Below are 26534 nucleotides of genomic sequence, written 5' to 3'. Positions count from 1 at the left end.
GCCGCTGGCGAGGCGCGACGGCGAGGAGTATTGGGGATACTTCGAGGAGGAAAAGGCGCGACGACGAGGAATACTGGTGGTATTTCGAGCAGCAGCAGCACCGCCAGCGGCGTTTGGAGCCCGTGAGGTGGGCAGGCTATTTTGCTACGAGCCCTAACGACAGGCGTTGCAGTCGGCGTGCTCGGCACCGTTCTGATCGGCGCGATGCCGCGTGCCCTGGCGCAGGCCGCCGACCCGCTGGCGGCGGTAGCGCAGCTTGTGCGTGAGGGTCACGACGAGCGCGCGTTTGCCGAGCTCGAGCTGCTGCGCTTTCCGCCTCCGGGACCGGAGCGCGTGCGGCTCGAAGCCCGCGCGCGCTATCTGAAGGCGCGCCTGCTGGAGGGCATGGGCAAGTTCGAGTCGGTGGCCGAGACCCTGCCGACCGAGCTCGATCAGCTACCTGCGCGCGTGCGCGACGATGTACGCCGCAGGCGGGCGTGGGCGCTGGCTCGGACGGGCCAATGTGCGCTCGCGCGTGCCGAGCTCGACGAGCACGTGAACCTGGATCCAATGCTGAGAGCGTTGAGCGGCGAGTGTGCCCTCGCTACCGGCTACTCGGCGACGGCGATCGAGCGGCTGCGGCCGTTCATGGAGGCTTCCAAGCACGGGCTGGATCCGGTCGCGGCACGCGTCGCAGTCGCCGAGGCCATGTGGCGGCAAGGCCGAGCCGGTGCGAGCATCGGCGAGCTGCGCAACCTGCTTGCGTCGAATCCCGAGCACCCTGCCGCCGGCGCCATCGAATCCCAGTTGACGAGCCTGGGTGCCAAGCTCGAATTCGGATGGGAGCAGCGTCTCGAGCGCGCGCAGCGCTGGCTCGAGCTTGCTCGGCCGAGGCAGGCGCTGTCCGAGCTGGATGCCGCGACGCCTCCGTCGAGCAGGCAGGATTTGGCCCGCTGGTTGCACACGCGCGGCATGGCCCTGTACCGGACTCGCGCGCATTATCGACAGGCGGCCCGCGTGCTGGCTCGCGCCGCGCGGCTCGGCGGCCCGTTCGAAATCAGGGATGCGTTTCACGCGGCGCGTGCCTTGTCGCGCAGCGATCGGAACCAGGCCGCCGTGACGGCCTACCGCCGGCTCGTCAGGCGCTACCCCAACAGTCGCTGGGCCGCGCACGCCGAGTACTTGGCCGCCTGGCTGGCTCTCCGCTCCCGCGTTCCCAGGCTGCGCCCCATGCAGCGCTTCGTCTCCGGTCCGCGCGCAAAGCACTCCTCCCAGCTTGCCCGCGAGGGCCTGTGGCAACTGGCCTTCGCGGCCTACGAAGCTCGCCGCTACCGGCGCGCGATCGGCCTGTTCGAGCGCTACGCGCGAACCTCCAAACGGGCGCTGGTACGGGCGCGAGGATTGTACTGGTCGGCAAGGGCGCGGCAGCGGCGCGGTGATCGCCGGGGAGCCATCGAGGCGTTCCGGAGCGCCCTGACCGTGCAGCCGCTGCACTGGTATGCGCTCCTGGCTCGCGCGCGCCTCAAGCAGCTGGGCCGCGCCGTCGGCTCACCCGTTGCGGCACCGGAATCGAAGTCGGCGAGCTCTAGCTCGAGCCCCTTGAGCGAGACCGAGCTGCCCCGGGGCGCGGCCTTCTATCGCGACCTGGGCCTCACGAGCGACGCGGTACGGGCGCTCAGAGCGCAGGAGGCCGCCTTGCGCCGCAGGGCCCCGCCGGGCCGCGACACCGAAGCGCTTGTGCTGGCCTACGCTCGTCTCGGCGAGGTGGTGCGACCCCTCGAGCTCGTGCTGACGCACGCTCGAGAGGGCCTTTCGGAGCCTCCCCGAGGCCGCTCTCGCTGGGTATGGCAAGCCGCGCATCCACGACCCTACGAACAGCACGTAGTGGCTGCAGAGCGACGCCACCGCCTCCCGGCCGATCTGCTGTACGCGATCATGCGCCAGGAGAGCGGGTTCGCGCCCGAGGTGGTCTCGTACGCCAACGCGATCGGACTGCTGCAGTTGATTCCCGCGACGGCCAAGAAGGTAGCGGCGACGCTGGGTGTCGCCTACGAGCGCGAGCGCATGTTCGAGCCCGCCTTCAATATCCGCCTCGGCGCCCAGCTATGCGCGCGGCTGCATGCCGAGTTTCGAGGCCAGGCGGTCCTGGTCATCGCGGCCTACAACGCCGGCTCGCATCGCGTGCGCGGCTGGTTCAAGCGAGCTCGCAGGCTCGACACCGATTTGTTCGTCGAGCGGATACCGATCGACCAAACCCGCAACTACGTGCGACGGGTTGTGTCGCACTGGGCGCGCTACCGCTACCTCGCCGAGCCGGGCCGCTGGCCGTCGCTCGTGCCTGCAACCGTCACGCGCCAAGGGTGGCGCCCTCGGGCCCGCAACCGATGACGCCCGTCATGCGGGCAGCCGCACCAGCAGCCGGCCAGTCCGCCTTGCCGGCGACCGCCAGCCCTCGACGCCCATCGATCACGATCCCGGGCAAGCGGTACTGGTGCCGAACATGGGTTCGGGTTGGGATGGCGCGGTGGTCTCGACCCCTGTGCATGTTGAGCGCGTAGCAGCGCCGCGCCGGCCCCCGGCTTGAGCGTGTGGCTGCGGCGCGAGTGTCCGTGCTATGCTCGCCCCCCAACGTGGCTCGGTTGACATGTACGTAGCCGTAATGGAACCTGAGCAGTGGTCTTATCCTCCACTACCCAGCTCGACTCGGCCACTCGGCTCGACCAGGACGGCGCGGCGATTCCGATGAAAGTTACCGCGGTAGGGCGTACCGATGTCGGGCTTCAGCGAGAGCACAACGAAGACTGCTTCCTGATTCTGGAGAAGCACGGCCTCTTTGTGGTGGCCGACGGCATGGGCGGGCACCAGGCGGGAGACGTCGCGAGCAAGATGGCTGCCGACGCCATGGCGTCGTTCTTCGAGGCGACCGAGAACGAAGATGCCACCTGGCCGTTCCCCTTCGACCCCAAGCTGAGCGCCGAGGAAAACCGGCTGCAGGCCTCGATCATGACGGCCAACAAGCAGATCTTCAACGCTTCGATCTCGGACCGCAGCGTGCACGGCATGGGAACGACCGTGGTGGGCATCGTGTGCTCGGCGGACAACGGCGCGGTGTACGTGGCCCATGTGGGTGATAGTCGAGCCTATCGCTTGCGCGATGGCGACCTGCTTCGCCTGACCGAGGATCACTCGCTGGTGAACGACTACCTGGCCATGATGCCCAATCTGCCCAAGGAGGCTACCGACCTGCTGCCCAAGAACGTCATCACGCGCGCGCTGGGCATGCAGGACGTCGTCACGGTCGATCTGGCGAAAGAGATCGCCCAGCCGGGCGACGTCTACCTGTTGTGCTCGGACGGGTTGTGCGGCCAGGTGGAGGACCGGCACATCGCCGAGGTATGTAACGGTCATGCGGGCGATATGGCGCGCTGTGCAGACGCGCTGGTCAAGCTTGCCAACGATGCGGGCGGCGACGACAACGTGACGGTCGTGCTGGTCCGCGTGACGGAAGCAGCTGGAGCCGAAACCGGCCGCGAACACAGGGCCAAACCGACCGAGCACCCGAGCGGCGCCACCCCCCCCGAATCCGCACGCCGCGAGGGCGACCAAGATGAACCACCCAGCGAGCCCCCAAGGAGCACCGAGGACACGCCGGGCTCGTGACCAGGAACCCATGCCATGCACACCACGATCCGACACACCCTCAACACGAATCCGGCGACCTTCTGGGAACTCTTCTTCGATGAAGAGTTCAACCGCGAGCAGTTCAAGCGTCTGAAGTTCGACGACTGGACGCAGCTCGCCTTCGAACGCAAGCCCGACGGCAGCATCGTGCGCAAGACGCGCAACAGCCCTCCAGCGAAGATCCCCGGACCGGTGCAGAAGGCGCTCGGCAACGTGACGAGCTACATCGAAGACGGCGTCTACGACCCGGCCACGGGCAAGTTCAGCTTCACGGCGCAGGCCCCGGGCGCCGACAAGGTCAAGACCCAGGGCGAGGTGTGGGTCGAACCGCGCGGCGAGGCGCAGGTCGAGCGTATCGCGTCCATCGAGATCAGCGCCAACGTGCGCTTCGTGGGCGGCATGATCGAGAGCTTCATCGAGCAACAGACCCGCCGCTTCTACGAAAAAGGCGCCGAGTTCACCAACCGCTGGATCGCGGACAAGGGGCTTTAGCCCGCATCCATCAGCAGCCTCCGGCTCGATCGGCCGAGGCGGTCAATGACTCCGGGGGCCGGACACCTGGGCGGCGGGCCGAAGCTGCGCTTTTTCGGGGTGCTATCGCGGGGAGGCGTAGCGATCGAGCCTCGCAAAACTGTCAGTCTTGAGGCCCGGCGGTGATCCGCCGGGGCTCGATCCGGCTAGCTGCAGCACATCCATCACGCGGGTCCATTCATTCCGTGCTCGGCTTGCATCCGCCTTTCGGGCAACAGATCCAGTGGGTTCCAAGCGCGTCTCCGAATGACGTAAATTTATGGGCCTCACAAACTTGATCTCCCGGACAGCCAGCACCTGCCATACATAACTTGTGGCATCTATCGTCCGCTGCAGGCGATTGTCCCCCACCGGGAGCGTGGCCGCATGGCGGCTGGCCACCAACCGGCCCGAACGACGGCGCGCAGGCAACTGTGGTGAAACAGATTTCATCCTTCGAGCAGGACGTAGCAGAACGCCCGGGAGCGGAGACGCAGTAGGGTCCGGCGGCATCCTGACCTGCATCGTCGCCCAGGCAGGCGCCGATGCTGAAGAGCGCCAGCATCATCAGGCCCGCTCTCTTGCCGATCATCCCAGGCATCGCCGATCGCCTCAAAACCAGGGGCTCGATCCGCCTAGCTGCACATCCATCACGCAGGTCCATTCATTTTCGTGCTCAGCTTGCATCCACCTCTCGGGCAACAGATCCAGTAGATCCGGCTGCCGTCCCACCGTGCGGTAAACATGTGAGCTTCGCACATTTGATCTCCGAAACAATCTACGTTGGTGGTGCAGAGCTTGTGGCACCTATCGTCTGCGGCCGGGGATCCTAGCCTGCTGTAACGGCACTGCCCCGGCAGGCCAGCAGGCGTCGGTGGCCCGCATGCGAGGTTTGTGAAGCAGATCTCGCCCATCACGCAGGACGTAGCAGAACGCCCGGGAGCGGAGACGCAGTAGGGTCCGGCGGCATCCTGACCTGCATCGTCGCCCAGGCAGGCGCCGACGCTGAAGAGCGCCAGCATCATCGGGCCCGCTCTCTTGCCGATCATCCCAGGCATCGCCGATGGCCTCAAAACCAGTTGACCAAAAAGAGCCTCCTACCAGTGCGAATGGATCTTGCCCACGAGGTCGTTCATGTCGTGAAAGAAGAAGTCATAGCTGTTGGGATGATTAGGAATCTGAAACGAACCGCCCGGAAGGATCCCCACGGCCTGCGCGTTAGACCAGGGATCGGTCGCATTCGGTGGAGGCGGTCCTGACCCCAGGTAGGGATAACACCAAGGCACCCACCTGTCGTAGCTGTGGTTGCGCGGGATGCACATGTTGCGGTGGATAGGGTGGGACGACATCGCCGAGTGCCCACAGGACGAGTACCCGGTTCCGCTCGGCGAATATCGTAGCTGTTCGGGCTACCTGCCCGCCGGGCGGCCTCCTTTGCGAGGGTCGCTGGCGGCGATCAGGCGGGGAGACTCGGTGCGGATGCGGACCAGAGCGACCTTGGCGGCCCAGCGGCCTGCCTCTAGCTTGTGGCCCCGTTCGCCGAGCTGCTTGACGACCTCGGGGTCGAGCTGCTCCTCGTAGCGCAGCACATCCGGGGAGCCCTGATGGTGGATCCGTGGGCGCGCAACGGCGCTCGCCACCGGTTCGTTGCGTACGAGCACCCGAAAAGCCGTTTGGGCGACGCCGGTCACGATCCGGCTGCCTCCCGCGGCCCCGATGCAGAGCGCCGGCCCCTCCTTGCCGAACGCGATCGTGGGAGTCATCGTGGACACGGGCCGGTGTCCTGGCCCGGGCAAGTTCGGCGCGCCACCCTCGAGCTCGAACGCGTTGCGGGCCCCCACGGCACGTGCGAAGTCGTCGAGCTCGTCGTTCATGATCATCCCCGCAGCCGTGTAGCGCGCCCCAAACGGCAGATTGATGGTGGTGGTGACCGCGGCCACGTTGCCTTGCGCGTCAACCACGCACAGATGCGTGGTGCCGCCGCCCTCGGATGCGAGGGTCGGCTGGCTGGAGCGCCGCCGCACGGGCGAGGCGTAGTCGCTGGCCGGCCGACTCTGCCGGGCACGAAAGAGCTGTGCACGCCGGGACACGTGCGCTTCGGCGCGAAGCTCGCCGAGCGGCACCTTCACGTGGTCGGGATCCCCGAAGTAGCGCGAGCGATCCAGGAAAGGCCCCTTGAACGACTCGACCAGAGCGTGCTGCAGCTCGGCTTCTGTAGCCTTGTCGGGCTGTGGCAGCCAGCGTTCAAGCAACGCGAGGCTCGCAAGCAAGGTGTAGCCCCCTGCGCTGGGTGGCGGCGCCGTGACCCAACGAAATCCGAAGTGGCTCGCCTCGAGCGGGCTTCGGTGCACCACGCGATAATCGGCCAGATCCTTGCGGGTGAAGATACCCCCTGCCTTGCGGTTGGCACGCACGATCGCTCGTGCGATCGGGCCGCGATAGAAGGGTCTCGCACCCCATTTGCCGAGGCTGCGAATGGTCTTTGCCAACGCGGGCCGCCGCAGCCGGCGCCCAGGCTCGAGGGTCTTCTTGCCGGGGGCAAACCAGCGGCGCGCCAGCGGGTCACGAACGAGCTCGGCGCCCGCGAAACCGCTCAGGCGCGCCACGTAGGGCGACACCTGGATGCCTCGCTCGGCCAAGCGGGCCGCCGGTTCGGTCACGCGCCTTCGGGGCAGCTTGCCGAAACGCTTGAGCAGCTCAGCGATCCCCGCAGGCTCGCCCGGAATGCCGCTCGCGAGCCCCCCGACCCTAGAGGGATGCTCGAGCCCGCGCGCCTCGGCTTCGGTGAACATCGCGGGCGTAGCCCCGAACGGGGCGCGCTCCCGGAAATCGAGAAACGTGAGCTCGTCCCGGGCAGCCTCGTAATAGAGGGCAAAGCCGCCGCCACCCAAGCCGCTCGAGGCGGGCATCGTCACCCCGAGCGCCAGCATGGTCGCGACGGCCGCATCCGCCGCGCTGCCGCCCTGCCGCAAGATCGAAGCGCCGATACGCGAAGCCTGGGCCTCGTCGGAGGCCACGGCGTAGCGCTCGTACTGCCCGCTGTGCTCGAGCGGTGCTGCCGCCGCGGCGAGTGAGCCCGCTGCCAAGACGCACGCGACCGCGATCGCCGGCCGCCTGTGGCTGCCCATGAGGGTTCTGCTCGTCGAACACGACGCGAACCGGCGGCGAGAGCGCGCATCCAAGGTATGGGGTCCCAACACTACCGCCATAGGGCGCCAGCCGGTTTCGGGCGCATTGCGATATCCAGCCGCATTGCGATATCCAGCCGCATTGCGATGACCGGGCGCATTGTGACACGCGGCCGGCTCGATTGCAGGCGGTTTTCCATCCGGAGCGCTCCGGCGATCGCGTCCACCCTGCGCGGCCGGTCTCGATCGGTCTCGGCGAGATAGCCGCCGCTGTCCCCTGCTTCTGCGCCGGCGTGCAGCTTGGCTGGCTCACAGGGATCAGAGAAGATGCACGAAATGCGCGCGCGCGGTACCCTGGTGTACGTGTCGGATCCAGGCCAAGAGCGCGCGCTACGCGCCCCGGGCTCCCCCTGCAAGAGTCCCGAAGCGACCGGGGGGCTACAGGAGTTCGTACTGCGTTCTTGCGAGCGCTGCGGTGCGGACGCAAGCTCGGTCACACAGGGGACGGCGGCGCGGAGCACCGACGGGAGCCGAGTGGACTTCGTATGGACTGGCGCAGCGTAAACTGGGCTCGGAAGCTATGGCGGGCCTTGCGCGCCGCTCCAAGGGGCTTTGTCCGACACGACGTGCTGACGCACGCGTCGGCACTGTCCTTTGACAGCGTGCTCGCCCTCGTGCCCCTGCTGGCGCTCGCGGTGGCGACGATGAAGGGGCTTGGCGGATACGACCATTTCAGCCGCGATGTCGTGCAACCCTGGCTGACCCACACCTTCGAGCCCGCGACCGACGAGTCGGGCAGGCACCTGGCCACGTTGCGCGACGCCTTCATCATGGTGCTCGAGCTGGTGGAAAAGGCCAATCTGGCCAGCTTGGGAATCGTCGGACTGGTGACCCTGCTCTATGTGGTGTGGGCGCTTCTGCGAGCCGTGGAGCGTTCGCTCAACCACATTCTCAGTGTCCGCCGGTCCCGCAGCCTCAGCCGCACGCTGGTCGACTACGCGGCCATCCTCTTCATCACACCCATGTGCGTCGTATCCGCCACGATCCTGCTGGCGGGGGCCGGACTTCTTGATCCCGCCTTCAGTACTGCGCTGGAAGTCGTGTCCGTCCTGATCGCGGCTGCGGGTCTGACGTTTCTATATCTTGTAATGCCCAATGCCCGCGTGCCGTTGCCCGCGGCGGTCTTGGGAGGGTTGGTTTCGGGGACCATCGGCTACGCCGCGTTCCTGTTGCGGGTCTACGCACAGGTCGGTGTGCTGCGATACAATGCGCTGTACTCCGGATTCGCGGCGATCCCGCTGTTCCTGCTGTGGGTGTTTCTCAGCTGGCTTGCCGTGTTGTTGGGGGCCGAGGTCGCGGCTGCGCACGCAGATCCAGCTCGTTACGACTGGAACCTCGAGCCGCACGACCCACCTTTCGCACTGCGCGAGCACCTCGCCCTGCATGCGTTCGCACGTCTGACCGACGCGTACGTGAACGGCCGACCCATGCCGACGACCGAGAGGCTCGCCAGCGAGCAAAGCCTGCCAAAGCAGCTCACCGAGGACGTGCTGGAAGCGCTTGCCGCCAGGGGCCTGTTGGCCCGCTCCGAACGCGCCGGGCAAGCGCGGACTTACGTGCCGGCACGTGACATCGATACCATCCGCGTCTCCCAGATCCTCGAAGCGCTCCGGCAGGCACCCGGTGGGCCTTGGCGACCGGAACACGACCGCGCCGGCACCTGGCCGCTGCTCAAGCAGCTGCGGCAGCGCATGACCGAAGGCAGCATGGACGTTTCGGCAAGGCAGCTTGCTGCACGCCTCGAGCAGGAAACGCCCGGCCCGCGCGATGTCGCCAGCGGCGCGGGCAACGGCGAGCCACCCAGGGAGCACCCGCCTAGGGTCCCCGCGCGATCCGGTGCCAGTTCGCAAGCGGTTGCTGACCCGCCGGCGGTTAGCGGGTCGTCGTCGGCACATGACTGAGCCTGAGCCTGACTCCGAAGGGAGACCACCCCCTGTGGGCGAAGAGGAGATGCGTGCCATCGCCGGGCAGGTCAAAGCACAATTACGCAAGAGCATGCGCGCCATTCGGGATGCGCTCCCCAAACAAGCTGTAAGCGCACGCTCGGCAGTCATCTGTGATCGCGTCATGAAGCTGTCGGCCTGCGCGCAGGCCGGCACGGTGGTCGGATACGCGCCCGTGCTGCGCGAGGCCGATCCGTCTGCCGTGCTGGAGGATGCGCTGGCCGCAGGCAAGACCGTGGGCTTGCCTCGCATCGAGCAGGAGGGCGAGCTGAGCGTGCGAACGTGGAAACGGGGTGAAGCCCTTGAGCCCGGCCCGTGGTCGACACGTCAACCCGCAAGCAGCGCTCCCAGGATCGAAGCTTGTCGGATCGAGCTGGTGCTCGTGCCAGCCTTGGCCGTGGACCCCTGGGGCTACCGTATCGGTTACGGCAAGGGGTTTTACGATCGGCTCTTGGCCCAGCTTCCGGACGCGACCACGGTGGCACTAGCTTACGCTTTCCAGCTGATCGCGGAGGTACCCAGGGAGGCGCACGATCGGCCCGTAAGCATCGTGGTTACGGATACCGAGACGAGAATCATCGCGGGCACGTCCTAGGACCCGTCCAAATAGGTAGAGCTCGGTCAGCTCTGGGTCTGGACGAAACAGGTCAGGTTTTCACCCAAGCGCTCACAATTCGGCGAGCAGGGCGGTCAGCGCTTTGGCCAGGTCGCGTTGCCGGTTGTATCCGCGCTCGGTGATCAGTCGCAGGTTGTCTCTGACCCGCTCGATATCGAGACCGGGGTTGCGCGTGACCAGGCGTTGCGCGTCCAGCCGATCTTGAAGGCGTCGTTCGCTCATCGACAGTACCTTCATGGCCAGCAGCTCCTCTGGCTCAGCCACAGGCACGAAGCCAACCTCCGGCAGCTCGACGGGCGTCGCCCGCGCTACAACCTCACGCTCGATTCCGCACGAAGCGAAGAGCAGGTCGATCTTCATGCCCGTTGACGCCTTCAAGCGTACCGTCGACAAGCGCTGGGTGGCTTCGTGTTCCACGGTGGCAATGGGGACATAGCCTCGCAGGCCGAGGTCGCGAACAAGTACCTCCGCCTCGGGGTCGTCTCGGACCTGCACTGCCAGATCCACATCACGAGTGAAGCGGACTTCGGCGCGAACCGAGACTGCAATGCCGCCGACAAGCGCATGGCCTCGGCCACGAGTGGAGAGCTCGGCGATGACAAGGCGCAGCGAGTCAAGCAGCTCCGAGGAGGTCATGACTCTGCGTACAACCAGGCGCAGAACGCGTCCTCGAGCTCCTCCTCTGTCGCCTGGGGATCGCGATGCTTGAGCGCTGCACGCTTGAGCTCAAAGCCTTCAGCCATCAGTTCGAACGCCTGTGCGAGCTTATCCGCGCAACTTGCCTCCTGGTCCAGCAGGATGTCTGAACGTTCGAGGGCATCCACGCTGCCAGCGTAGCACGGGTTCGAACAACTGCGCCCAACAGAACCATAGCGTGGCCGCACCGATCCATGTGCGCGCCGTTACTCGCATCACAACCTCTGCCTCCGCCGCGGCCCTCTATCTCCGTCTCGGCTCTCCGCCTCCGCCACCGACTCCGGCCTCGGGCTCGCCCGGAAAAAGCGCCGCTTCGGTTGGCCGCCCAGCTATCCAGCCCCCGCAATCACTGAAAAACCTCCCCTACTTTTGCACCGTCATGTAGCTAGCGACTGCCCCAAGCTGTTCCCGCGGCCCCGACGCCTTGGGGTCGAGCGCCGCTGCGGTTGCGCCTCGTCGCGGTTTGACCGCGTGAGCTGTCCGCTCTAGCCTCACCGCTGGAGCGCGAAGCCGGCGGAGATTCGTGAGCAGGCGAGGACCAGCACCACCCGGGCCACCGGCATCAACCAGCCCAAACCGGACCGAGGTTCTGGAGGCAGCCGACATCCAGGTGGTGGGCGACGCAGGCGAACAAACCGCCTGCCCGCAACAAGACACGGCGCCGCACAGGATCGCCGCCCTCAAGACCGAGGTTCTGGACGCGGCCGACATCCACGTGGTGGGCGACGCAGGCGCACCCAGGGCGCCCAACCGGACCGAGGTTCTGGAGGCAGCCGACATCCAGGTCGTCGGACAGGCCGCCCCGCACAAGGACGCCGCCCCGAAGGCCGAGAAGCTCGAAGCCGGCGAAGGCCGGGGGGTTGGGGCCTCGCCACAAGCGACAGCCATGCCGCTAGCCCGGCGCCTGGATCCTCGGCGGGAGGTCCATCCGGATGCCGCGACCGAGGTATATGCGGCGGCCGCCATGCGTCCGGAGCCCGGAAGCAGCCGCGCGCTGCAACCCGGCAAGATCGAAGCCGCTCACGCGAGCGTTGGCGTGCCCCCCGCCGAGCGGCCTTTGTTTCCGATCGCGAACCTCGCGGCGCGCCTTGGGCTGCCGGTTTCCCGTCTGGTGGTCGTGGCAGCCGCCGGCGTCGTGGCCGCGGCGCTTGGCGTGTTGCTGCTAACGAAGCGAAGCGAACCGCATCGGGCAAGGCAACCAAGCGAGGGCCAACCTGCAGCGGGCCAGACGCAAACGGGCGGCAACGACACCGTGATCCGCAAGGCGCAACTGGGCGAAGACGCCCTGGAGAAGGCATCTGGGCCTGCAGGCGGTCCCGACCCTCGCGAGCGAGCCCGCGCTGCGCCGGTTGTTCACGAGCCTCGCCGCCCGCATGGGGCCGAACGGACAAGCCAGGGACCGACCGAAGCCACGCATCCGAGGCAGCGCGAACGCCGAGCGCACCCCTCGGCTTCGCAACCCACGGCGGGCGAACACGAAGAGGGACCGGCGGCACAGCTGCGCGCCCGGGCCCGCAAGCGCTATCAGGCGCGCCGCTACCGGGAGGCCGCGCGACTGTATCGAGAGGCCACCGGACAGGCACCCGATCATCCCGGCAGCTATGCCGGATTGGGCGCTGCGGAGCTCGCTCTGGGCAACGTACACGCGGCGACCGAGGCCTATACGCGGGCCGTGGAGCTGGCGCCTTACCGCTCGGGCTTCCACGCCGCCTTGGGGCGTGCCTACCTGGCGGCAAGGGATCGCGCTCGCGCGCGGCACGCCTACGAGCGAGCCCTGGAGCTCGACCCCGACAACGCAGCGGCAACAAGGGCCTTGCGAGGCCTCGATCGCTAGTGCCGGTGGCCGCGAACGCACAGACCGCTCGCTCGGCTTGCCCGCTCGATTGTCCCGATATGTGCAGCCTGAACGTCGTCACCGATAACGGTCGCGTGCTCGGATTGGACGGCAGCGCGCTCAATCCGCTGACCCGCTCGTTCATCTGCGGCAAGGTGCGGCGTTTCGACGAGCACATGTACGGGTCGGATCGCATCGCCGCCCCGCTGCTCCGCACGGGCAACAAAGGCGACGGCCGGTTTCGTGAGACGACCTGGGACGATGCCTTGCACCGGGTGAGCAGCGAGCTGGCGCGCGTGCGCGACGAGCACGGGGGGGAGGCGATTCTCCCCTTCGCCTACGGGGGCTCGAACGGAAGGCTGACGCACGGCTGCGTGGACGCGCGCTTGTTTCGCAGGCTCAGGGCCAGCCGACTGCTCGAGACCTTCTGCGCCAAGCCCACCAGCAGCGCGGCCACGGGCCTTTATGGCGCCATGCCCGGAGTTGCGCTCGAGGATTACGTGCACGCCGAGCTGATCATCGTTTGGGGATGCAATCCCTCGGCCACGGGCATTCACCTCGTGCCTATCGTACGCGAGGCCCAGCGGCGTGGCGCCAAGCTGGTGGTGATCGATCCCCGCCAGATCCCCCTGGCGAAGCGCGCAGACCTGCATCTGGCTCCACGGGTGGGCACCGACCTGCCGCTCGCGCTCGCGCTCATCGATTGGCTGTTTACGAACGGGCGCGCGGACCGGCCCTTCCTCGCTGCCAACGCGCTCGGTGCGCAACGTCTTCGAGCGCGCGCCTCGCTGTGGCCGATCGCCCGGGCGGCGCAGGTCTGCAACCTCGCCGAGAGGCAGGTTGAAGCCCTTGCAGCGCTGTACGCCAACAGCGCGCCCGCGGTGATTCGGTGTGGCTGGGGTGTCGAGCGCAACCGCAATGGCGGCAGCGCCGCGGCAGCCATCCTGAGCCTACCCGCGGTCGCAGGCAAATTCGGAGTCCGCGGCGGAGGCTTCACCATGTCCAACAGCCGCGCCTTTGGCCTGAGCTCGGAAACCGCCGTGTCCGAGCCCGAGCCCGCTACACGCGAAGTCAACATGTCGCAGCTCGGCCGCGCGCTCGCCGAGCTACGCGACCCTCCCATTCGGCTGCTGTTCGTATACAACTGCAATCCGGTGGCCACCGCACCGGAGCAGGCGCGGGTGATCGCCGGTCTGGCATCCGAGCATCTCTTCAGCGTCGTCTACGATCAGGTCATGACCGATACGGCCAGGTACGCGGACGTGGTGCTCCCTGCCACCACGTTCTTGGAGCACCGAGAGCTGCAAAACGGCTACGGTGCCATGAGGCTGTTTGACTCGCCGCCGGCAGCGAAACCTGTTGGCCAGGCCCGGCCGAACTACGAGGTCTTCCTGGAGCTGTGCGACCGACTCGGACTATCCAAACCGGACGATCCGCGCACATCGGATGAACTGTGCGCGGCGGTTCTGGATAGCGCGCAGGACGCCCAACGGCTGCGCGCGGAGCTGGCCGCCCAAGGCATGGCGGCGCCGCAAGTGGCCGCGCCGATTCAGATGCTCGACACGCGACCACTTACCGCCAGCGGCGCGATCGAGCTGTGTCCACAGCACCTCGACCAGCAGACCCCTGCCGGCCTGTACACCTTTCAGCCGGATCCCGCCACGCCGGACTACCCGCTCGCGCTCATCTCGCCGGCCCCGTCCCACACGGTGTCCTCCACCTTCGGACAGCTGCGGCAGCGGCAGGCCCGCGCCGAGATTCACCCCACCGACGCGGCCAGCCGCGGCATCAGCACGGGAAGCACCGTTCGCGTATTCAACGCACACACACAGGTCCTATGCTTGGCTCGGGTGACCGATGCGATCCGTCCCGGGACGGTGGCGTTGCCCAAGGGGCTTTGGCGCAAGCACACAGCCAACGGCCTCACGGCCAACGCGCTGTGTCCAGATGGCGAGGCCGATCTGGGACGCGGTGCTTGCTACAACGATGCCCGCGTCCAGGTAGCGAGGTTCCTGTCCACAACGGCGCCAGAGCCGCTTTCGTCCTCGAGAGAATCCTCAAGATAGCGCTGCTATTCCTCCGGTCCTTTCTGCGGGCGCGCCGGCTCTGGCATTCCCCCGCGACGCCATGAAGCGCGCGGCCTCGTTCCGGACGGCACGCTTGGGGCTGTTCACGACCAGCGCCACCCGTTTATGATCTGGCCTGCGACGAAGCTCGCCGTGCAGCTGGAGCCGTCGCGCAGGTCCTGGAAAGGAAAGAACCATGACAGCCAAGATCGACAACAGCCTCCTGTCAGCAGTATTGATTCTGGTAGCGGGAGCGGCGTTCGCGCCGTCCGAAGCCCAAGCCGCCGTACGCGCCTACGTGTGGGCCAACAACCCCACTGCACCAAGCTACACCCCCGACCCCACGTACTCCAACAATCCCAACGGCCGCATCCACATTCAGCGCCGCAGCCAAGGACGCTACGACGTGACCTTCGCCGGAGTCGCGCGCCGGCGCAGCAACGTACAGGTAACGAGCTACGGCAGTGGGGCAACATACTGCAAGGTGTTACACTGGAGCTCACACGGCAGCGACCTCGTGGTGTCCGTCGGTTGCTTCGGCCGGCGCGGACGACCGAGGGACTCGCAGTACACCGTGTTGGCGCTCGCAGGCGGCACCGGCCCGCGCATGGCGTACGCATGGGCCTCGAGGCCGGGCACGGCGAGCTATCCCGCCGATCAGACCTACTCCCACAACCAGGGCGGCCCGGTCCAGATCCGCCGCAACGGCCTGGGCGTCTACGATGTGACCTTCCCCCGTCTCGCCCAAAACAAGCAACGCGGCAGCACGGTCCAAGTAACCGCCTATGGACCAGGGGATAACTACTGCAAGGTGGGCCACTGGAGCCGCCGCGGCGACCTCGTGGTCCGGGTGCTGTGCTTCCATTCGAATGGGGGCGCGGCCGATGCGCAGTTCACGATTCTAGCGATGGCAAACTGAGAGATGGCGCCGCCCTTACGGCGTTGGTGACTCGCCGCGCTTGCATCTTGGAAGTTACCGTCTACATATGGGCGCTGCATGGATGAGGCCCAAAAGGTGACCCGACGACCGACATTGCTGGTGCTGGCTGCCGGCCTCGGCAGTCGCTACGGCGGGCTCAAGCAGCTCGACCCGATGGGTGAGGGAGGCGAGACGGTCCTGGAGTATTCGGTGTTCGATGCCCTACGTTGCGGCTTCGGCAAGGTGGTGTTTGTCGTGCGTAGGGATTTCGCCGCTGACTTCCGTGCCAGGATGGATGCGCGGTTCGGTCGCCGGGTGCCCATCGAGTGCGCGATTCAGGCCGTTGACGACCTTCCGGGCCCCTGCCCCGCGGTGCCCGACCGCAGCAAACCGTGGGGCACGACACATGCCGTCTGGTCGGCCCGCAAGCACATCGACACGCCATTCGCCGTGGTCAACGCAGACGATTTTTACGGCCTCGAAGCGTTTCGCCAGCTTGCCGCGTTCTTCAACCGGGTCGACGCCGCCGATGCGACGCTTCGGGCAGCCCTGGTTGGCTTCCGGCTGGAGCACACCCTTTCGCCGCACGGGGGAGTTGCGAGGGGCGTGTGTCGCCGCGACAGCGAAGGTCGTTTGGAGGGTATCGAGGAGCTCACGGACATCCGAAACACGGCTGAGGGGCCCCGGCAATTCGATCCGGACGGCGGCCGGCGGCAGCTCCGCGGCGACGAGCCGGTATCCATGAACATCTGGGCTTTCTTTCCCGGCATCTTCGGCCACATCGAGCGGCTCCTGATCTCGTTCGTCACCACGCTGCCGAACGATCGGCGCCTGAGTGCGGAGTATTATCTGCCCTCGTGCGTCGATGAGCTCATCCGGGAGCAGAAGCTGCAGGTCGAGGTCTTGGCGACGAGTGACAGGTGGCACGGCGTCACCTACGCCGGCGACAAGCGCACGCTGCAAGAGGCGCTCCGCCGGCTCGTAGCGGCCGGTCGCTATCCCCGGCAGTTGTGGTCCGAGGCGAGCATTCGGTGACGCAACAACGCTCGCTCGAGTCCGTTGCATGTCACTTCGACATCGCTGCCCGGCCGATCTCCATGGCACCCTATGGCAACGGCCACATCAACGACACCTTCTTGGCCCAATACGAGCGCGCAGGCGAGCGCGTGTCGTACATTCACCAGCGCATAAGTCAGCGCGTGTTCCCGCGTATCGACCTGCTGATGGAAAACATCGCACGGGTCACCGGCCACGCCGCGGCCAGCCTGCGGCGCGGGGGGGCGCGTGACGTCGAACGACGGACGCTGACCATCGTGCCCGCGCGCCAGGGCGGCTCCCATGCGCTGATCGACGGTGAGGCCTGGCGCACCTACCTGTTCGTCGACCGCGCGCTGACGTACGAGTTTCCTGAAACGCCCGAGCTCGCGTATCAGGCCTCGAGCGCATTCGGCCGCTTCGTCCTTTCTCTGGCTGACCTGGATGCGACCGAGTTGCACGAGACCATCGCGGGCTTTCATCATACGCCAACCCGCTACGCACGCATGTGCGAGTCAGCCCGCGCGGATTTGCACGGGCGCGCCGGATCCGTCAGCGAGGAGCTCGATTTCGCGCACCAGCGCGCCGGGTTGATGGCGAGATTGACGGACGCACTGGCATCCGGTGATCTTCCGCTCCGTATCACCCACAACGACACCAAGCTCAACAACGTGCTGATCGACGAGGCGAGCCACGAGGGCGTGTGCGTGGTGGATCTCGACACGGTCATGCCGGGCTCGCTGCTGTACGATTTCGGCGATATGGTCCGCACCATCACGAGTGCGACACCCGAGGACGAAACACGGCTCGAGCGCGTGTTCGTGCGTCCTTCCTTCTACGAGGCGCTTGCGCGAGGCTATAGCGAAGCCATGGGTGCCCTGCTTACGCCGCTCGAGCGCGAGCTGTTCCCGTTCGCGGGCCAGCTGATCACGCTCGAGATCGGTATGCGGTTCCTGACCGATTACCTCGACGGCGACATCTATTTCAAGACCAAGCGACCGCATCACAACCGCGACCGCTGCCGAGCCCAGTTTCGTCTCGTTGAGACGATCGAGGAGCGCTTTGACGAGCTGCGCAAGCTGACGCCGTCCGGATAACGCGTCAGCGCTTGCTCGTGCGCTTGCGCTTGCCCTTGTGCTTGCGCTTCTTGGCCGGCTTGCTCGCTCGCCCCTTGCCGCCGAAAGCTTCGTCCACTACCGCGAGGCTGGCCTGCACGGCTGCGCTCGATTCGGAATCGCCGGCGGCAGCCGTCTTGGTGCGCTTGAGCTTGGGCAGCTTGACGCTGGCCTTGGGCTTGGGCACCTCGACTTTGGCGAATTTGGCGTGCGGCGTGGTCTCGCCCCAGAAGTCGTTGCCCCAGCATCGGACCTCGCCCGAACGCCGTTCGATACCGCAGGTGTGCGACCAGCCGGCTGAAAGCTGCAGGTACTCCCCCTTGGGAGCCGCAGCCTGCCCCTCGTCGTTGGCACCCCAACAGCGCGCCTTGTACTCCGCCGTGATCCCGCAGCCGTGCGCCAGGCCGAGCGTGACCTGCCGAAAGCGCTCCTCGGGCGCGCCGGTTTGCGCTTCGTCGGAGGCGCCCCAGCAGTCGACGGCACCGGTGCGCGCGATGGCGCAGCTCGTATCGCCGCCGGACGCTACTCGCACGTACTTGCCGTGGGGAGAGCCGCTAACCTGTCCCTTCTTGTCCGCCCCCCAACACTGGATCGTATCCTCCATGTCGATAGCGCAATTGTGATTCTTGCCGGCGCTGAGGGACTTGAACTTGCCGGCGGGTGGCTCGGACTGGCGCCGGTCGTTGCTGCCCCAGCAGCGAATGCGACCGCTCTTGCGAAGGCCGCAGGTGTGCCGGCGACCTGCCGCTAGCTGCACGTACACGCCCGGGGGAGCCGTGGCCCATGACTTGCCCTCGGCTCCCCAGCACTGCACCTGCCCTGCACGGCCGGGCTCCGTACGCGTGCCACACGTGTGCTCGAAGCCGGCTGCGACCGCCCGGAAGCGTGCCTTCGGAGCCTGCTTTGCGTGCTTGCCCCAGCAGTACAGCGCTCCCTTCGATGTAACCCCGCACACGTGCGCGCCCCCCGCCGCCAGGTAGGGCACACCCAAAGGCGCAAGCTCCTTGTCTACCTCGCCGGTGCCGCCCCGCTTGCCTGCCGGCGCCTTGCTTGCGCCGCAGGCGGTGGCAGCCATCGCCGCGGCCAGCGACAGGGCTACCGGTGCATGTGGGAGCGTCTTCAAGACCGGATTCCCTGGTTCCTGGTTCCTAGTCTGCACTGCTGACCGTCTGCTCCTGCATGCCGAGGCCCTCGATTCCCAACCGCATCGTATCGCCGGGGTTCAGATAGATGGGAGGATCCTGCCCCAGCCCCACGCCGGCAGGCGTGCCTGTCGAGATTACATCGCCCGGTTGCAGGCTCATGAACTGACTGAGGTAATGGACGATGAAGTTCGGTTGAAACTCCATATTGTTGGTATTGCTCGACTGAAATCGCCGCCCGTTGACTTCGAGCCAGAGCGGTAACGAGGGGTCGTCGCCGATCTCGTCATGGGTGACGAGCCAAGGGCCGATGGGTCCGAAGTGGTCTGACCCCTTGCCCTTGTCCCACTGCCCTCCCCGCTCTAGCTGAAAGTTACGCTCCGAAACGTCGTTGATTACGCAGTAGCCGGCGATATGCTTGCCTGCGTCGCGCTCGTCGATGTAGCCGCCCCCGTCCCCGATCACCACGCCGAGCTCCACCTCCCAATCCAGTTTCGTGCTGCCCCGGGGCTTGATGACGGTGTCGTTGGGACCACAAATCGCGCTGGTCCACTTGGCGAAGACCACCGGCTCGCTCGGCAGCTCCAAGTTGGACTCCCTGGCGTGGTCCCGGTAGTTCAAGCCGATGCAGATGAACTTGCCCACGCGGCCGACGCACGGTCCAATGCGCACGTCTGCGCCCACCTTGGGTAGCTCCTCGGGCCTCACCTCGGCAAGGCGCGCCAACCCTTGCCGCGTCAGCTGCGCTCCAGCGATGTCATCCACGATGGCCGACAGGTCCCGAATGCCGCCCTCGCCGTCGAGGATTCCCGGTTTTTCCTGACCAGCAGGACCGAAGCGTAGCAGTTTCATGCCGTCCAACCTCCATCGATAACGAAGTTCTGACCCGTGGCGTAGGCCGACAAATCGGACGCCAAGTAGACCGCGAGCTCCGCGATCTCCTCGGGCCGACCGATCCGACCCATGGGCTGGCGGGCCACGAAATCGGCCCGTGCTTTTTCGTAGTCCCCGGTCGCTGCCAGCCGCGCCTCGAGCGAGGGGGACTGCACCGTGCCGGGGCAGATCGCGTTGCAGCGAATCCCCTGCGCGACGTAATCGGCCGCAACGGCCTTGGTCAACCCGACGATGGCCGCCTTGCTGCTGCCGTACGCGAAACGGTTCGGCACGCCTTTGATCGAGCTCGCCACGGATGAAAGGTTGATGATCGAGCCGCCGCCGGAGGCAAGCATCTTGGGCAGCAAGGCGCGGGTGACCAGGTACATGCCTTTGACGTTGACGTTGAAGGAAAAATCCCATGCCTTCTCGTCGCAGTCCAGGATCGTGCCGCTGTGCACGAAGCCGGCGCAGTTGACGAGCAGGTGCAGCGTCTCGAGCTCGGAGGCGAGCCCTTGGACGGCCGCGCCATCGGTAACATCGAGGATGCGGGTCCGGCAGCCGTCAAGCTGCGTCAAAGCCGCCTGGTCGATGTCCGTGGCCAGTACGTCGGCCCCCTCGCTCGCGAAGGCCGTGGCAATCGCCCGCCCGATCCCCTGACCCGCCGCGGTGATCAGGGCTTGGCGGCCAGCTAGCCGCCTGCTTGTCTGAGGATGTTGCATTCGACTTACCTGCCTGCTTGCTACACACCTGCATCCATGTACCAGGAGAACGATCACACATCGTAGTCGTAGTCGTGGTCGTAGTCGTGGTCGTAGTCGTAGTCGTAGTCGTAGTCGTAGTCGTAGTCGTAGTCGTAGTCGTAGTCGTAGTCGTAGTCGTAGTCGTGGTCGTGATCGTGATCGTGCCTCATGTACGAAATCAGGGAGCCAGGACAGTACTACCACGGATCACACGTTCCGGTCCGGAGTTGGCAGCTACAAAAAACGGGTCTCACTCATGAACCTCGCTAGTCCGTCGCTCGCATTTCCGAAAAACCCGGACGCGGTCTGAGCAGCCCTTCCTGCGCTACGCTGGCGAGCAGCCGGCCGTTGCTCGCAAACATGCGCCCAAGCGCCAGGCCGCGCCCGCTGGCAGCGGCCGGACTGTGCTGATCGTAGAGCACCCAGCCGTCGAAGCACGGACTCGTGTGAAACCACAACGCGTGGTCCAGGCTGGCGAGGCGAAGCACACGAGTCCACAGGGGTTGGCCCTGGGCGCGGACAGCCGCTCCAAGCAGGGTCAAGTCCGACGCATAAACCAGCATGGCGGCATGCAGCAATGGATCTGCGGGAAGCGCACCGTTCGTGCGGATCCACACGCGCTGGCGGGGCACCCGGTCCTGGGAGCCGAGCGGGTCCCGAGGCTCGTCGAAACGCAGCTCGATGGGGTGGGGACGCTGAAGATGTTGTACGATTTCCGCGGGCCAGTGTGCCGGCGCTCTGCCGGCAATCTCGGCCAGCGCGGGCAGGTCTTCGGGATCGCTCGCGAGGGGCATCGAGTCCTGATGCTCGGGCCCGACCTCGTCGACATGAAACGACGCCAGCATGCTCAAGATCTCTTGACCGCCCTGGACCGCGCACACCGTGCGCGCCTTGAACGCGCGCCCTTCTTTGCTGCGCGTCACCTCGTAGCGGATGGGCTGCTGCACGTCGCCTGCGCGCAAGAAGTATGCGTGCAGCGACTGCGGATGAGCATCGTGCACGCTCCGGCCAGCCGCCATAAAGGCTTGAGCCGCCACGTGACCCCCGAAGAGCCCGCGACCGAGCGGCGTGCCAGCGCGGCCCTGATACACATCGGGCTCGAGCTCCCGTAGCTCCAGGCCCTGCAGCAACCGCTCGAGTGCACGCGTCACGCCGGGCACTCATAGCACGCAGGCGACCTGCTTTGATCAGCGAGGATGCGTTTGGACAGCCACGCTGGATGTTGGAGCTTTCGCCTGCCATGGTAAGCGGCGTGGACGGCCGCCCCAAAGCCACGCGCCTCGCGCTTGGGTTGGCCACGGCTGTGCTCGCGATCTCCAGCGCGGCGGTGGTGATTCGCGCCCTCGGCGACGTCGATCCGGCCTTCGTGGCGGGCGGGCGCGTTGCCGTGACCGCAGCGGTGCTCGCCGTCCTCGGGCCGGGCGCGGTCCTGGCCGGGCTTCACGCCTGCCTGCGCGATCGCGCCCTCGGCGCCCGGGTTTCGGGCGCCTCGCTGCTGCTGGCCTTGCACTTCGGGACCTGGATCGCCTCGTTGCGTTGGACCACGGTTGGGGCACAGGGTCAACAAGGCTCTTGATCACGAGCGCTTTGTATGCGCTTATGGCGAGAGTACAGGAGGCACGTTCAGATGGCTGAGCTGAGCACGCACACTCCAGGCAGTTTCTGTTGGGTCGACCTGGCGACCACCGACGCCGCGGCCGCAAAGGCCTTCTACAGCGAGCTGTTCGGTTGGACCGCGCAGGACATGCCGGCAGGGGATGCAGGCACCTACACCATGTTCTTCAAGCAAGGCAAGAGCGTGTGCGGGGCCTACGGCATGAACGAGCAGATGCGCAGTCAAGGCGTGCCGCCCCACTGGGCTAGCTACGTGGCGGTCGACAGCGCGGATCAAGCGGCGGCACGCGCCAAGGAGCTCGGAGCCGAGATCCTGCAGCCGGCCTTTGACGTGATGACCATCGGGCGCATGGCCGTGATCAAGGACCCTCAGGGGGCGGTATTGTCGCTATGGCAGCCCAAAGAAGACGACCGAACCATGCTGGTCAACGAGCCGGGCTGCTGGAGCTGGAACGAGCTCCAAACCACCGATACTGCGGCTGCCAAGAACTTCTATCAAAGCCTGTTGGGCTGGACCTCCGAGGTGCAGAAAGGTGCCACCGGTCAAGACTACACCAGCTTCAAGAACGGCGAGCGGCCGGCTGCCGGCATGCTCGAGATCCAAAAGGAGTGGGGCCCGGTGCCGCCCCACTGGGCGGTCTACTTCAGCGTCGGCGACCTGGACGCCTCCCTCGAGCGGCTCAAGAACCTCGGCGGCAGCCAGGACGGTCCAACGATCGAAATGAAGGACTTCGCCCGCTTCGCCATCGTCCACGACCCCCAAGGCGGTCACTTCGTCCTGATCCAGATGCTGGTGCCGACCGACTAGCCCGCACGGCGACGCATCCGCTGCGCGCACCTGATCCAGCATGCACGCGAGCAGCGGGCGGCTGCCCAGCCGCAGCAGCACCTTGCCCGGTAAGGGCTTGTACGACGTTGAGGGGGGTCTTCATGGCAAGCGAGGCGGAGCACGGTTGGCCTGCACTGCGGTTGCCAGGACCCGCTTTAGTAGGGTCAAGGTCTCAGTCGAATATGCGGGAATGGCGGACCCGCGGGAAACGCGATTGTGAACCGACCCGACGCCTTAGTGTCCTGTATCCGTGATTACGTACATAAGTCGGCGAGCAATTGGCGACGCTCGGGTCATCGAATCGACGCAGGCTGCGGTTCAATTTCGATGCAGTGCATCGCTATTTCCAGGAGATGGCCAAACGGCGATCGATGGCGTGAGCGGTGTCAAGGGCCGGCGAATTATGTGCGGGATTTCGGATACAGGACATTAGCGTGGAGAGCCGAGGAGCTGGGGAGCCCTGCGTCGCTGACACCGGGTAGGGAGAAGACTACACCGGTGCGATCCTTGTACCGCCTTGCATTTTTTTGGCGCTCTCCTGGATACCGCGCGCGCCAGCATCTTGGCGGTCGGAACGAACGGATATAGGTTCGGCATCCGGAAACGAGGGAGTGGCGAACTGCACCGGTAGGGAGTGCAGAGCAATCACCACGACCGGTGGAACCGTAGATGAAGCGGACAAGGACTCGGCTGTCTGAAGACCAAGCGGCTGCCTGCGGCCCTGACCATCATCCCGCATCGGCCGAGCGGGTCGTGGTCGACTACTACCCTAGGCTGGGCGCCGAGCAGTGGACCGTGACGCGCTCCAGACGCTTGTGGTCCCTGTTCCACAGCTCGCTGACCTTCTGTATTGCGATACGCATGGAGCGTTGGCCCGGACAGAGGTGGAGGCTTGACCGCAAGATCTATAGGATGCAGCCCAGGTCGTTGATGGTCCTGCTGCCCGGCGACACGCACGTGACCGAGCAACTGCCCCTCGCCGATTTTCGCGTCCTGAGGCTCGAACCGGATGCGCTCGAGAGGTGGGGTCTCGCCGAGCCGCGAACCTACCGGCAACAGCTGGACGATCCCCGCCTGTGGCAGGCGATGTACCGTGTGGTCCAGGCACTCGACCAGACCACAAGTCCGACGAATTCCGGTGAGGAGCTCGAGCCGCTCAAGGCCCTGTTTGCGTTCTTCGATGCCCTGCGCGGATTCGAGCAGCGGCCGGGCGCGACGAGCCACCGCGACGCGCACCGCAGGAGCCCAGAAGCCCGCGAGCTCCGGGCGGCGTTAGCCGACTGTCACGACGAAACCAGACTGGACTCGTTTTGCAGCGTGCGGGACATCAAGCCTTACGAGTTGACCCGCGCCTTCAAGCTCGAGTACGGGTTGCCTCCGTCCGCGTTTAGGCAGCGGATCCGGGTGGAGCGGGCCATGGCGGCGATCCGGGGTGCTGAAGCGCGAAAGCAGCCCGGACGTGCCAGCAGCTTGGCGCAAATCGCGCTGGCGGCTGGCTTCGCCGATCAGCCGCACATGACGAAAGTGTTTCGAAACATGGTGGGCTTCACGCCAGGCTGCTACTGGAGCCGGTTTCACGATCCAGTTGTGTCCATCCGCCCGCGGTGGCATGGCGGGCCGCATCGGAAAGTCCGAGGATGCAGGAATCTCTCGGCCTTCAGGAGGAAGGAGCTATGAATATGTGCACAGGCAGGTGGCTGGCGCCGGTAGCGGCGCTGATCGTGGTCTTACTCGGCGGCTGCATCGGGCAGTCGGAGGTCGAAGGGGATATAGCCGTGCAGGCGTCAATGCTCATCGTCAGCGGCGACGGGCAGACGGGTGAAGTCGGGACCGAGCTTGCGCAGCCCCTGGTCGTCAAGGTCGTAAGGAAAAACGGGCGGCCGCTCAGGAACCGAACAGTCAATTTCGTCGTGACGACCGAGAGCGAGTACCCGATACTCGGCATCGGCGGCATGGGTGGCACAATCGTCATCGGCAACGGCGTCGTCCACGATCCGCTCAACGGCAAGGTGTTCGCCGGGGTCGCCCGCACCAACCGGCAAGGACTCGCAAGCGATTTCTGGACCCTGGGTGCGCGAGCCGAGCTCCAGCAAACGCTCGAAGCGCGGGCGGTCGATCCGAAAACCGGAAAGCAGATCTTTGCGAAGTTCACCGCCACCGCCGTGCCGGGCTCTGCCTACAGACTGGGATTCGACCCGCATTTTCAGTTTGCGGGCCCCTTCGAGCCGAAAGCGACCGTGCAGCCCGTCGCGATCGTCAGGGACAAGTACGACAACCCAGTCTCGGGTGTCGAGGTTACTTTCGCTGTCACTGCCGGCGACGGATCCGTCGCTCCCGGCACCGTGAGCAGCGATGCCGACGGCCGCGCGCGGGTCGACTGGACGCTTGGCCCCGATGCTGGCTTGAACCAGCTTTCGGCCACGGCAATGGTAGAAACGGGCTCGCCGGCCTTGATTCGAGTGTTCGCTCACGTTCAGCCTCCGGGCGGTCAGGGCGTGTGTCCGTCCGGTCAGGACGCCTGCCTGGTCCCGGAAGACACCTGCCGCGCCTCGGACGGCAGATGCGTGCGCGGTGGGATGGTCTGCAACCTCCTGACCCCCTGCCCCGCCGGCTACGGGTGCTGGAACAACGAGTGCGTGTGCGATGACCGCGACATTTGCGGCATCGGCTGCACGTCGAGCCAGGAGTGTCCAGTACCATCAAGATACGGGCAGCCGCGTTTTCAGTGCGATACGAACGCCCAGAACGCCCACGCCTCGGTGTGCCGGCCCGTCCTGCACTGCCTCGGCGATTCCGATTGCCCTGCAGGGCTCGTTTGTGGATTCGGGTCGCGCAGGCCAACAAACCTATGGGGTGAGTGCATCGCTCCGGGCAGCGTTCAGCCGGGTGATCCGTGTACAGACGCGGACGAGTGCGACTCCGGGCGTTGCCACACCGGCATTTGCCTGGCCGCCTGTACGACCACCGCCGACTGTAACCCCGGACAGAACACCGGACAGTCTTGCGAGGGAATCGGGGTCCCAGGGCTTCTCGGGGGCGATCTCGCCTGCGTACGGGCCGACAGCTGCGGTGGTACGTGCACAGGCAACAAAGCATGCGTGTCTGGATCCTGCGTGGCGACCTGCGAGAAAAGCCAAGATTGTGGCTCGTTGGAGGAGCAGTGTGTAGGCAATGTCTTCCAGGGCCTCACGTGTCAGAATGCCGAGCAGAGGATCACGTGCAGGGGAGATGAGATTCAGTCGGACTACCCCGGACACTATTGCGCTCTGCGGCGGTCTTGCTGGCCTGAGGCGGATTACTGTCCGGCGGGATACGCGTGCACGAGCTTCTCCGATTTGGGCTTTGCGCGTTCCCCCCAAGTCGGTCTCTGCGCGCGGGTCGTATGTCCCGCGGGACGCTGGAATTGCGACGGATACGCAGGCAATGGATGTGAATCTTCTACGCAATGCCTCCCTTAGGTTTGAACAAGCTCGGCCGGCATGAGGCACATGGATTGTGCGAGCAGCTCGAAGAAGGGAGATCCGAGCGCGAGTGGATGGGTTTCTCTCGCGAGAACCCAATGGCTGCCTGAGCAACAGAATACGGCGCGGTATTTCTTGCGCGGCCGTACGCGCCTTCCGCACGTAAGCATCCCGTGGGGTGCATCTGGTTGGCTCGGCTGACCTCGTGTAGTTGAAGGGGTATGGGCTGCACACCCCGTGCTGGATAATAACCGGGGCAAAGCCACGCTCACAACCTCACATGACATCCT

General features: G+C 66.1%; 24 protein-coding genes. 15 read left to right on the top strand and 9 right to left on the bottom strand.

The window, feature by feature from the left end; all coding sequences use genetic code 11:
- Positions 1-177: 177 nt before the first annotated feature.
- The 3 genes from MJD61_10560 to MJD61_10550 all read left to right on the top strand — a co-directional run bounded on the left by MJD61_10560 (position 178) and on the right by MJD61_10550 (position 4152).
- Positions 178-2367 carry a transglycosylase SLT domain-containing protein gene (locus MJD61_10560; protein ID MCG8555711.1) on the top strand — a complete coding sequence of 730 codons (2190 nt, stop codon included), beginning with the start codon at positions 178-180 and terminating at the stop codon, positions 2365-2367.
- 285 nt (positions 2368-2652) lie between these two features.
- A complete protein-coding gene (locus MJD61_10555; GenBank protein ID MCG8555710.1) occupies positions 2653-3639 on the top strand; it encodes a Stp1/IreP family PP2C-type Ser/Thr phosphatase in 987 nt (328 codons plus the stop codon).
- 15 nt (positions 3640-3654) lie between these two features.
- A complete protein-coding gene (locus MJD61_10550) occupies positions 3655-4152 on the top strand; it encodes a DUF2505 domain-containing protein (GenBank protein MCG8555709.1) in 498 nt (165 codons plus the stop codon).
- 1115 nt (positions 4153-5267) lie between these two features.
- Here MJD61_10550 and MJD61_10545 read toward each other — a convergent pair.
- Together MJD61_10545 and ggt are read right to left on the bottom strand one after the other, a co-directional pair.
- Complete coding sequence (locus MJD61_10545; GenBank protein MCG8555708.1) at positions 5268-5492, bottom strand: hypothetical protein; 225 nt, start codon at positions 5490-5492, stop codon at positions 5268-5270.
- Positions 5493-5579: 87 nt separating this feature from the next.
- Entirely contained in the window at positions 5580-7298 is a 1719-nt protein-coding gene (gene ggt, locus MJD61_10540; GenBank protein MCG8555707.1) for a gamma-glutamyltransferase, read from the bottom strand.
- 327 nt (positions 7299-7625) lie between these two features.
- Here ggt and MJD61_10535 point away from each other — a divergent pair, with 327 nt between their 5' ends.
- The 3 genes from MJD61_10535 to MJD61_10525 are packed head-to-tail and all read left to right on the top strand — an operon-like array spanning position 7626 to position 9896.
- Entirely contained in the window at positions 7626-7862 is a 237-nt protein-coding gene (locus MJD61_10535) for a hypothetical protein (protein ID MCG8555706.1), read from the top strand.
- Positions 7844-9259, top strand: coding sequence for a YihY family inner membrane protein (locus MJD61_10530; protein ID MCG8555705.1), 1416 nt, complete (start codon positions 7844-7846; stop codon positions 9257-9259). The genes MJD61_10535 and MJD61_10530 overlap by 19 nt, the downstream gene beginning before the upstream one ends.
- A complete protein-coding gene (locus tag MJD61_10525) occupies positions 9252-9896 on the top strand; it encodes a 5-formyltetrahydrofolate cyclo-ligase (GenBank protein MCG8555704.1) in 645 nt (214 codons plus the stop codon). The genes MJD61_10530 and MJD61_10525 overlap by 8 nt, the downstream gene beginning before the upstream one ends.
- A 72-nt stretch (positions 9897-9968) precedes the next feature.
- Here MJD61_10525 and MJD61_10520 read toward each other — a convergent pair whose 3' ends face one another.
- Positions 9969-10553, bottom strand: a complete 585-nt coding sequence (locus MJD61_10520; protein ID MCG8555703.1) for a nucleotidyl transferase AbiEii/AbiGii toxin family protein — start codon at positions 10551-10553, stop codon at positions 9969-9971.
- Entirely contained in the window at positions 10550-10741 is a 192-nt protein-coding gene (locus MJD61_10515) for a hypothetical protein (GenBank protein MCG8555702.1), read from the bottom strand. The genes MJD61_10520 and MJD61_10515 overlap by 4 nt, the downstream gene beginning before the upstream one ends.
- Positions 10742-11136: 395 nt before the next feature.
- On the opposite strand from MJD61_10515, the gene MJD61_10510 reads away from it, so the two are divergent.
- From MJD61_10510 to MJD61_10490, 5 genes are all read left to right on the top strand, one after another.
- The gene (locus MJD61_10510; GenBank protein MCG8555701.1) at positions 11137-12447 is read left to right on the top strand and encodes a tetratricopeptide repeat protein; all 1311 of its coding nucleotides are present in this window, start codon (positions 11137-11139) and stop codon (positions 12445-12447) included.
- The gene (locus MJD61_10505; protein ID MCG8555700.1) at positions 12447-14513 is read left to right on the top strand and encodes a molybdopterin-dependent oxidoreductase; all 2067 of its coding nucleotides are present in this window, start codon (positions 12447-12449) and stop codon (positions 14511-14513) included. The genes MJD61_10510 and MJD61_10505 overlap by 1 nt, the downstream gene beginning before the upstream one ends.
- A gap of 196 nt (positions 14514-14709) precedes the next feature.
- A complete protein-coding gene (locus tag MJD61_10500; protein ID MCG8555699.1) occupies positions 14710-15432 on the top strand; it encodes a hypothetical protein in 723 nt (240 codons plus the stop codon).
- Between the two features lie 78 nt (positions 15433-15510).
- Positions 15511-16467, top strand: coding sequence for an NTP transferase domain-containing protein (locus MJD61_10495; GenBank protein MCG8555698.1), 957 nt, complete (start codon positions 15511-15513; stop codon positions 16465-16467).
- Entirely contained in the window at positions 16464-17564 is a 1101-nt protein-coding gene (locus MJD61_10490; protein ID MCG8555697.1) for an aminoglycoside phosphotransferase family protein, read from the top strand. Before MJD61_10495 ends, MJD61_10490 begins: the two co-directional genes overlap by 4 nt.
- A 4-nt stretch (positions 17565-17568) precedes the next feature.
- Here the strand turns inward: MJD61_10490 and MJD61_10485 are convergent, their stop codons facing one another.
- From MJD61_10485 to MJD61_10465, 5 genes are all read right to left on the bottom strand, one after another.
- Positions 17569-18705, bottom strand: a complete 1137-nt coding sequence (locus MJD61_10485; protein MCG8555696.1) for a hypothetical protein — start codon at positions 18703-18705, stop codon at positions 17569-17571.
- A 25-nt stretch (positions 18706-18730) separates the two neighbouring features.
- Positions 18731-19576 (bottom strand): fumarylacetoacetate hydrolase family protein, encoded by an 846-nt coding sequence (locus tag MJD61_10480; GenBank protein ID MCG8555695.1) that lies wholly within the window; start codon positions 19574-19576, stop codon positions 18731-18733.
- Entirely contained in the window at positions 19573-20319 is a 747-nt protein-coding gene (locus MJD61_10475; GenBank protein MCG8555694.1) for an SDR family oxidoreductase, read from the bottom strand. The genes MJD61_10480 and MJD61_10475 overlap by 4 nt, the downstream gene beginning before the upstream one ends.
- Positions 20320-20372: 53 nt before the next feature.
- Entirely contained in the window at positions 20373-20510 is a 138-nt protein-coding gene (locus MJD61_10470; protein ID MCG8555693.1) for a hypothetical protein, read from the bottom strand.
- A 96-nt stretch (positions 20511-20606) separates the two neighbouring features.
- Entirely contained in the window at positions 20607-21491 is an 885-nt protein-coding gene (locus tag MJD61_10465; protein ID MCG8555692.1) for an acyl-CoA thioesterase II, read from the bottom strand.
- Positions 21492-21523: 32 nt separating this feature from the next.
- Here MJD61_10465 and MJD61_10460 point away from each other — a divergent pair, with 32 nt between their 5' ends.
- The 4 genes from MJD61_10460 to MJD61_10445 all read left to right on the top strand — a co-directional run bounded on the left by MJD61_10460 (position 21524) and on the right by MJD61_10445 (position 26241).
- Positions 21524-21916, top strand: coding sequence for a hypothetical protein (locus MJD61_10460; protein ID MCG8555691.1), 393 nt, complete (start codon positions 21524-21526; stop codon positions 21914-21916).
- A 51-nt stretch (positions 21917-21967) separates the two neighbouring features.
- The gene (locus MJD61_10455; protein ID MCG8555690.1) at positions 21968-22762 is read left to right on the top strand and encodes a VOC family protein; all 795 of its coding nucleotides are present in this window, start codon (positions 21968-21970) and stop codon (positions 22760-22762) included.
- 690 nt (positions 22763-23452) lie between these two features.
- Positions 23453-24460: an AraC family transcriptional regulator gene (locus tag MJD61_10450; GenBank protein ID MCG8555689.1), complete on the top strand. Its 1008-nt coding sequence runs from the start codon at positions 23453-23455 to the stop codon at positions 24458-24460.
- On the top strand, positions 24457-26241 hold the full coding sequence (locus MJD61_10445) for an Ig-like domain-containing protein (GenBank protein MCG8555688.1): 1785 nt from the start codon (positions 24457-24459) through the stop codon (positions 26239-26241). Before MJD61_10450 ends, MJD61_10445 begins: the two co-directional genes overlap by 4 nt.
- The last annotated feature ends 293 nt before the right edge of the window (positions 26242-26534 follow it).

The sequence above is a fragment of the Pseudomonadota bacterium genome, from assembly GCA_022361155.1.
Lineage (GTDB): Bacteria > Myxococcota_A > Polyangia > Polyangiales > JAKSBK01 > JAKSBK01.
This window is presented reverse-complemented; position numbering and strand designations above follow the sequence as displayed.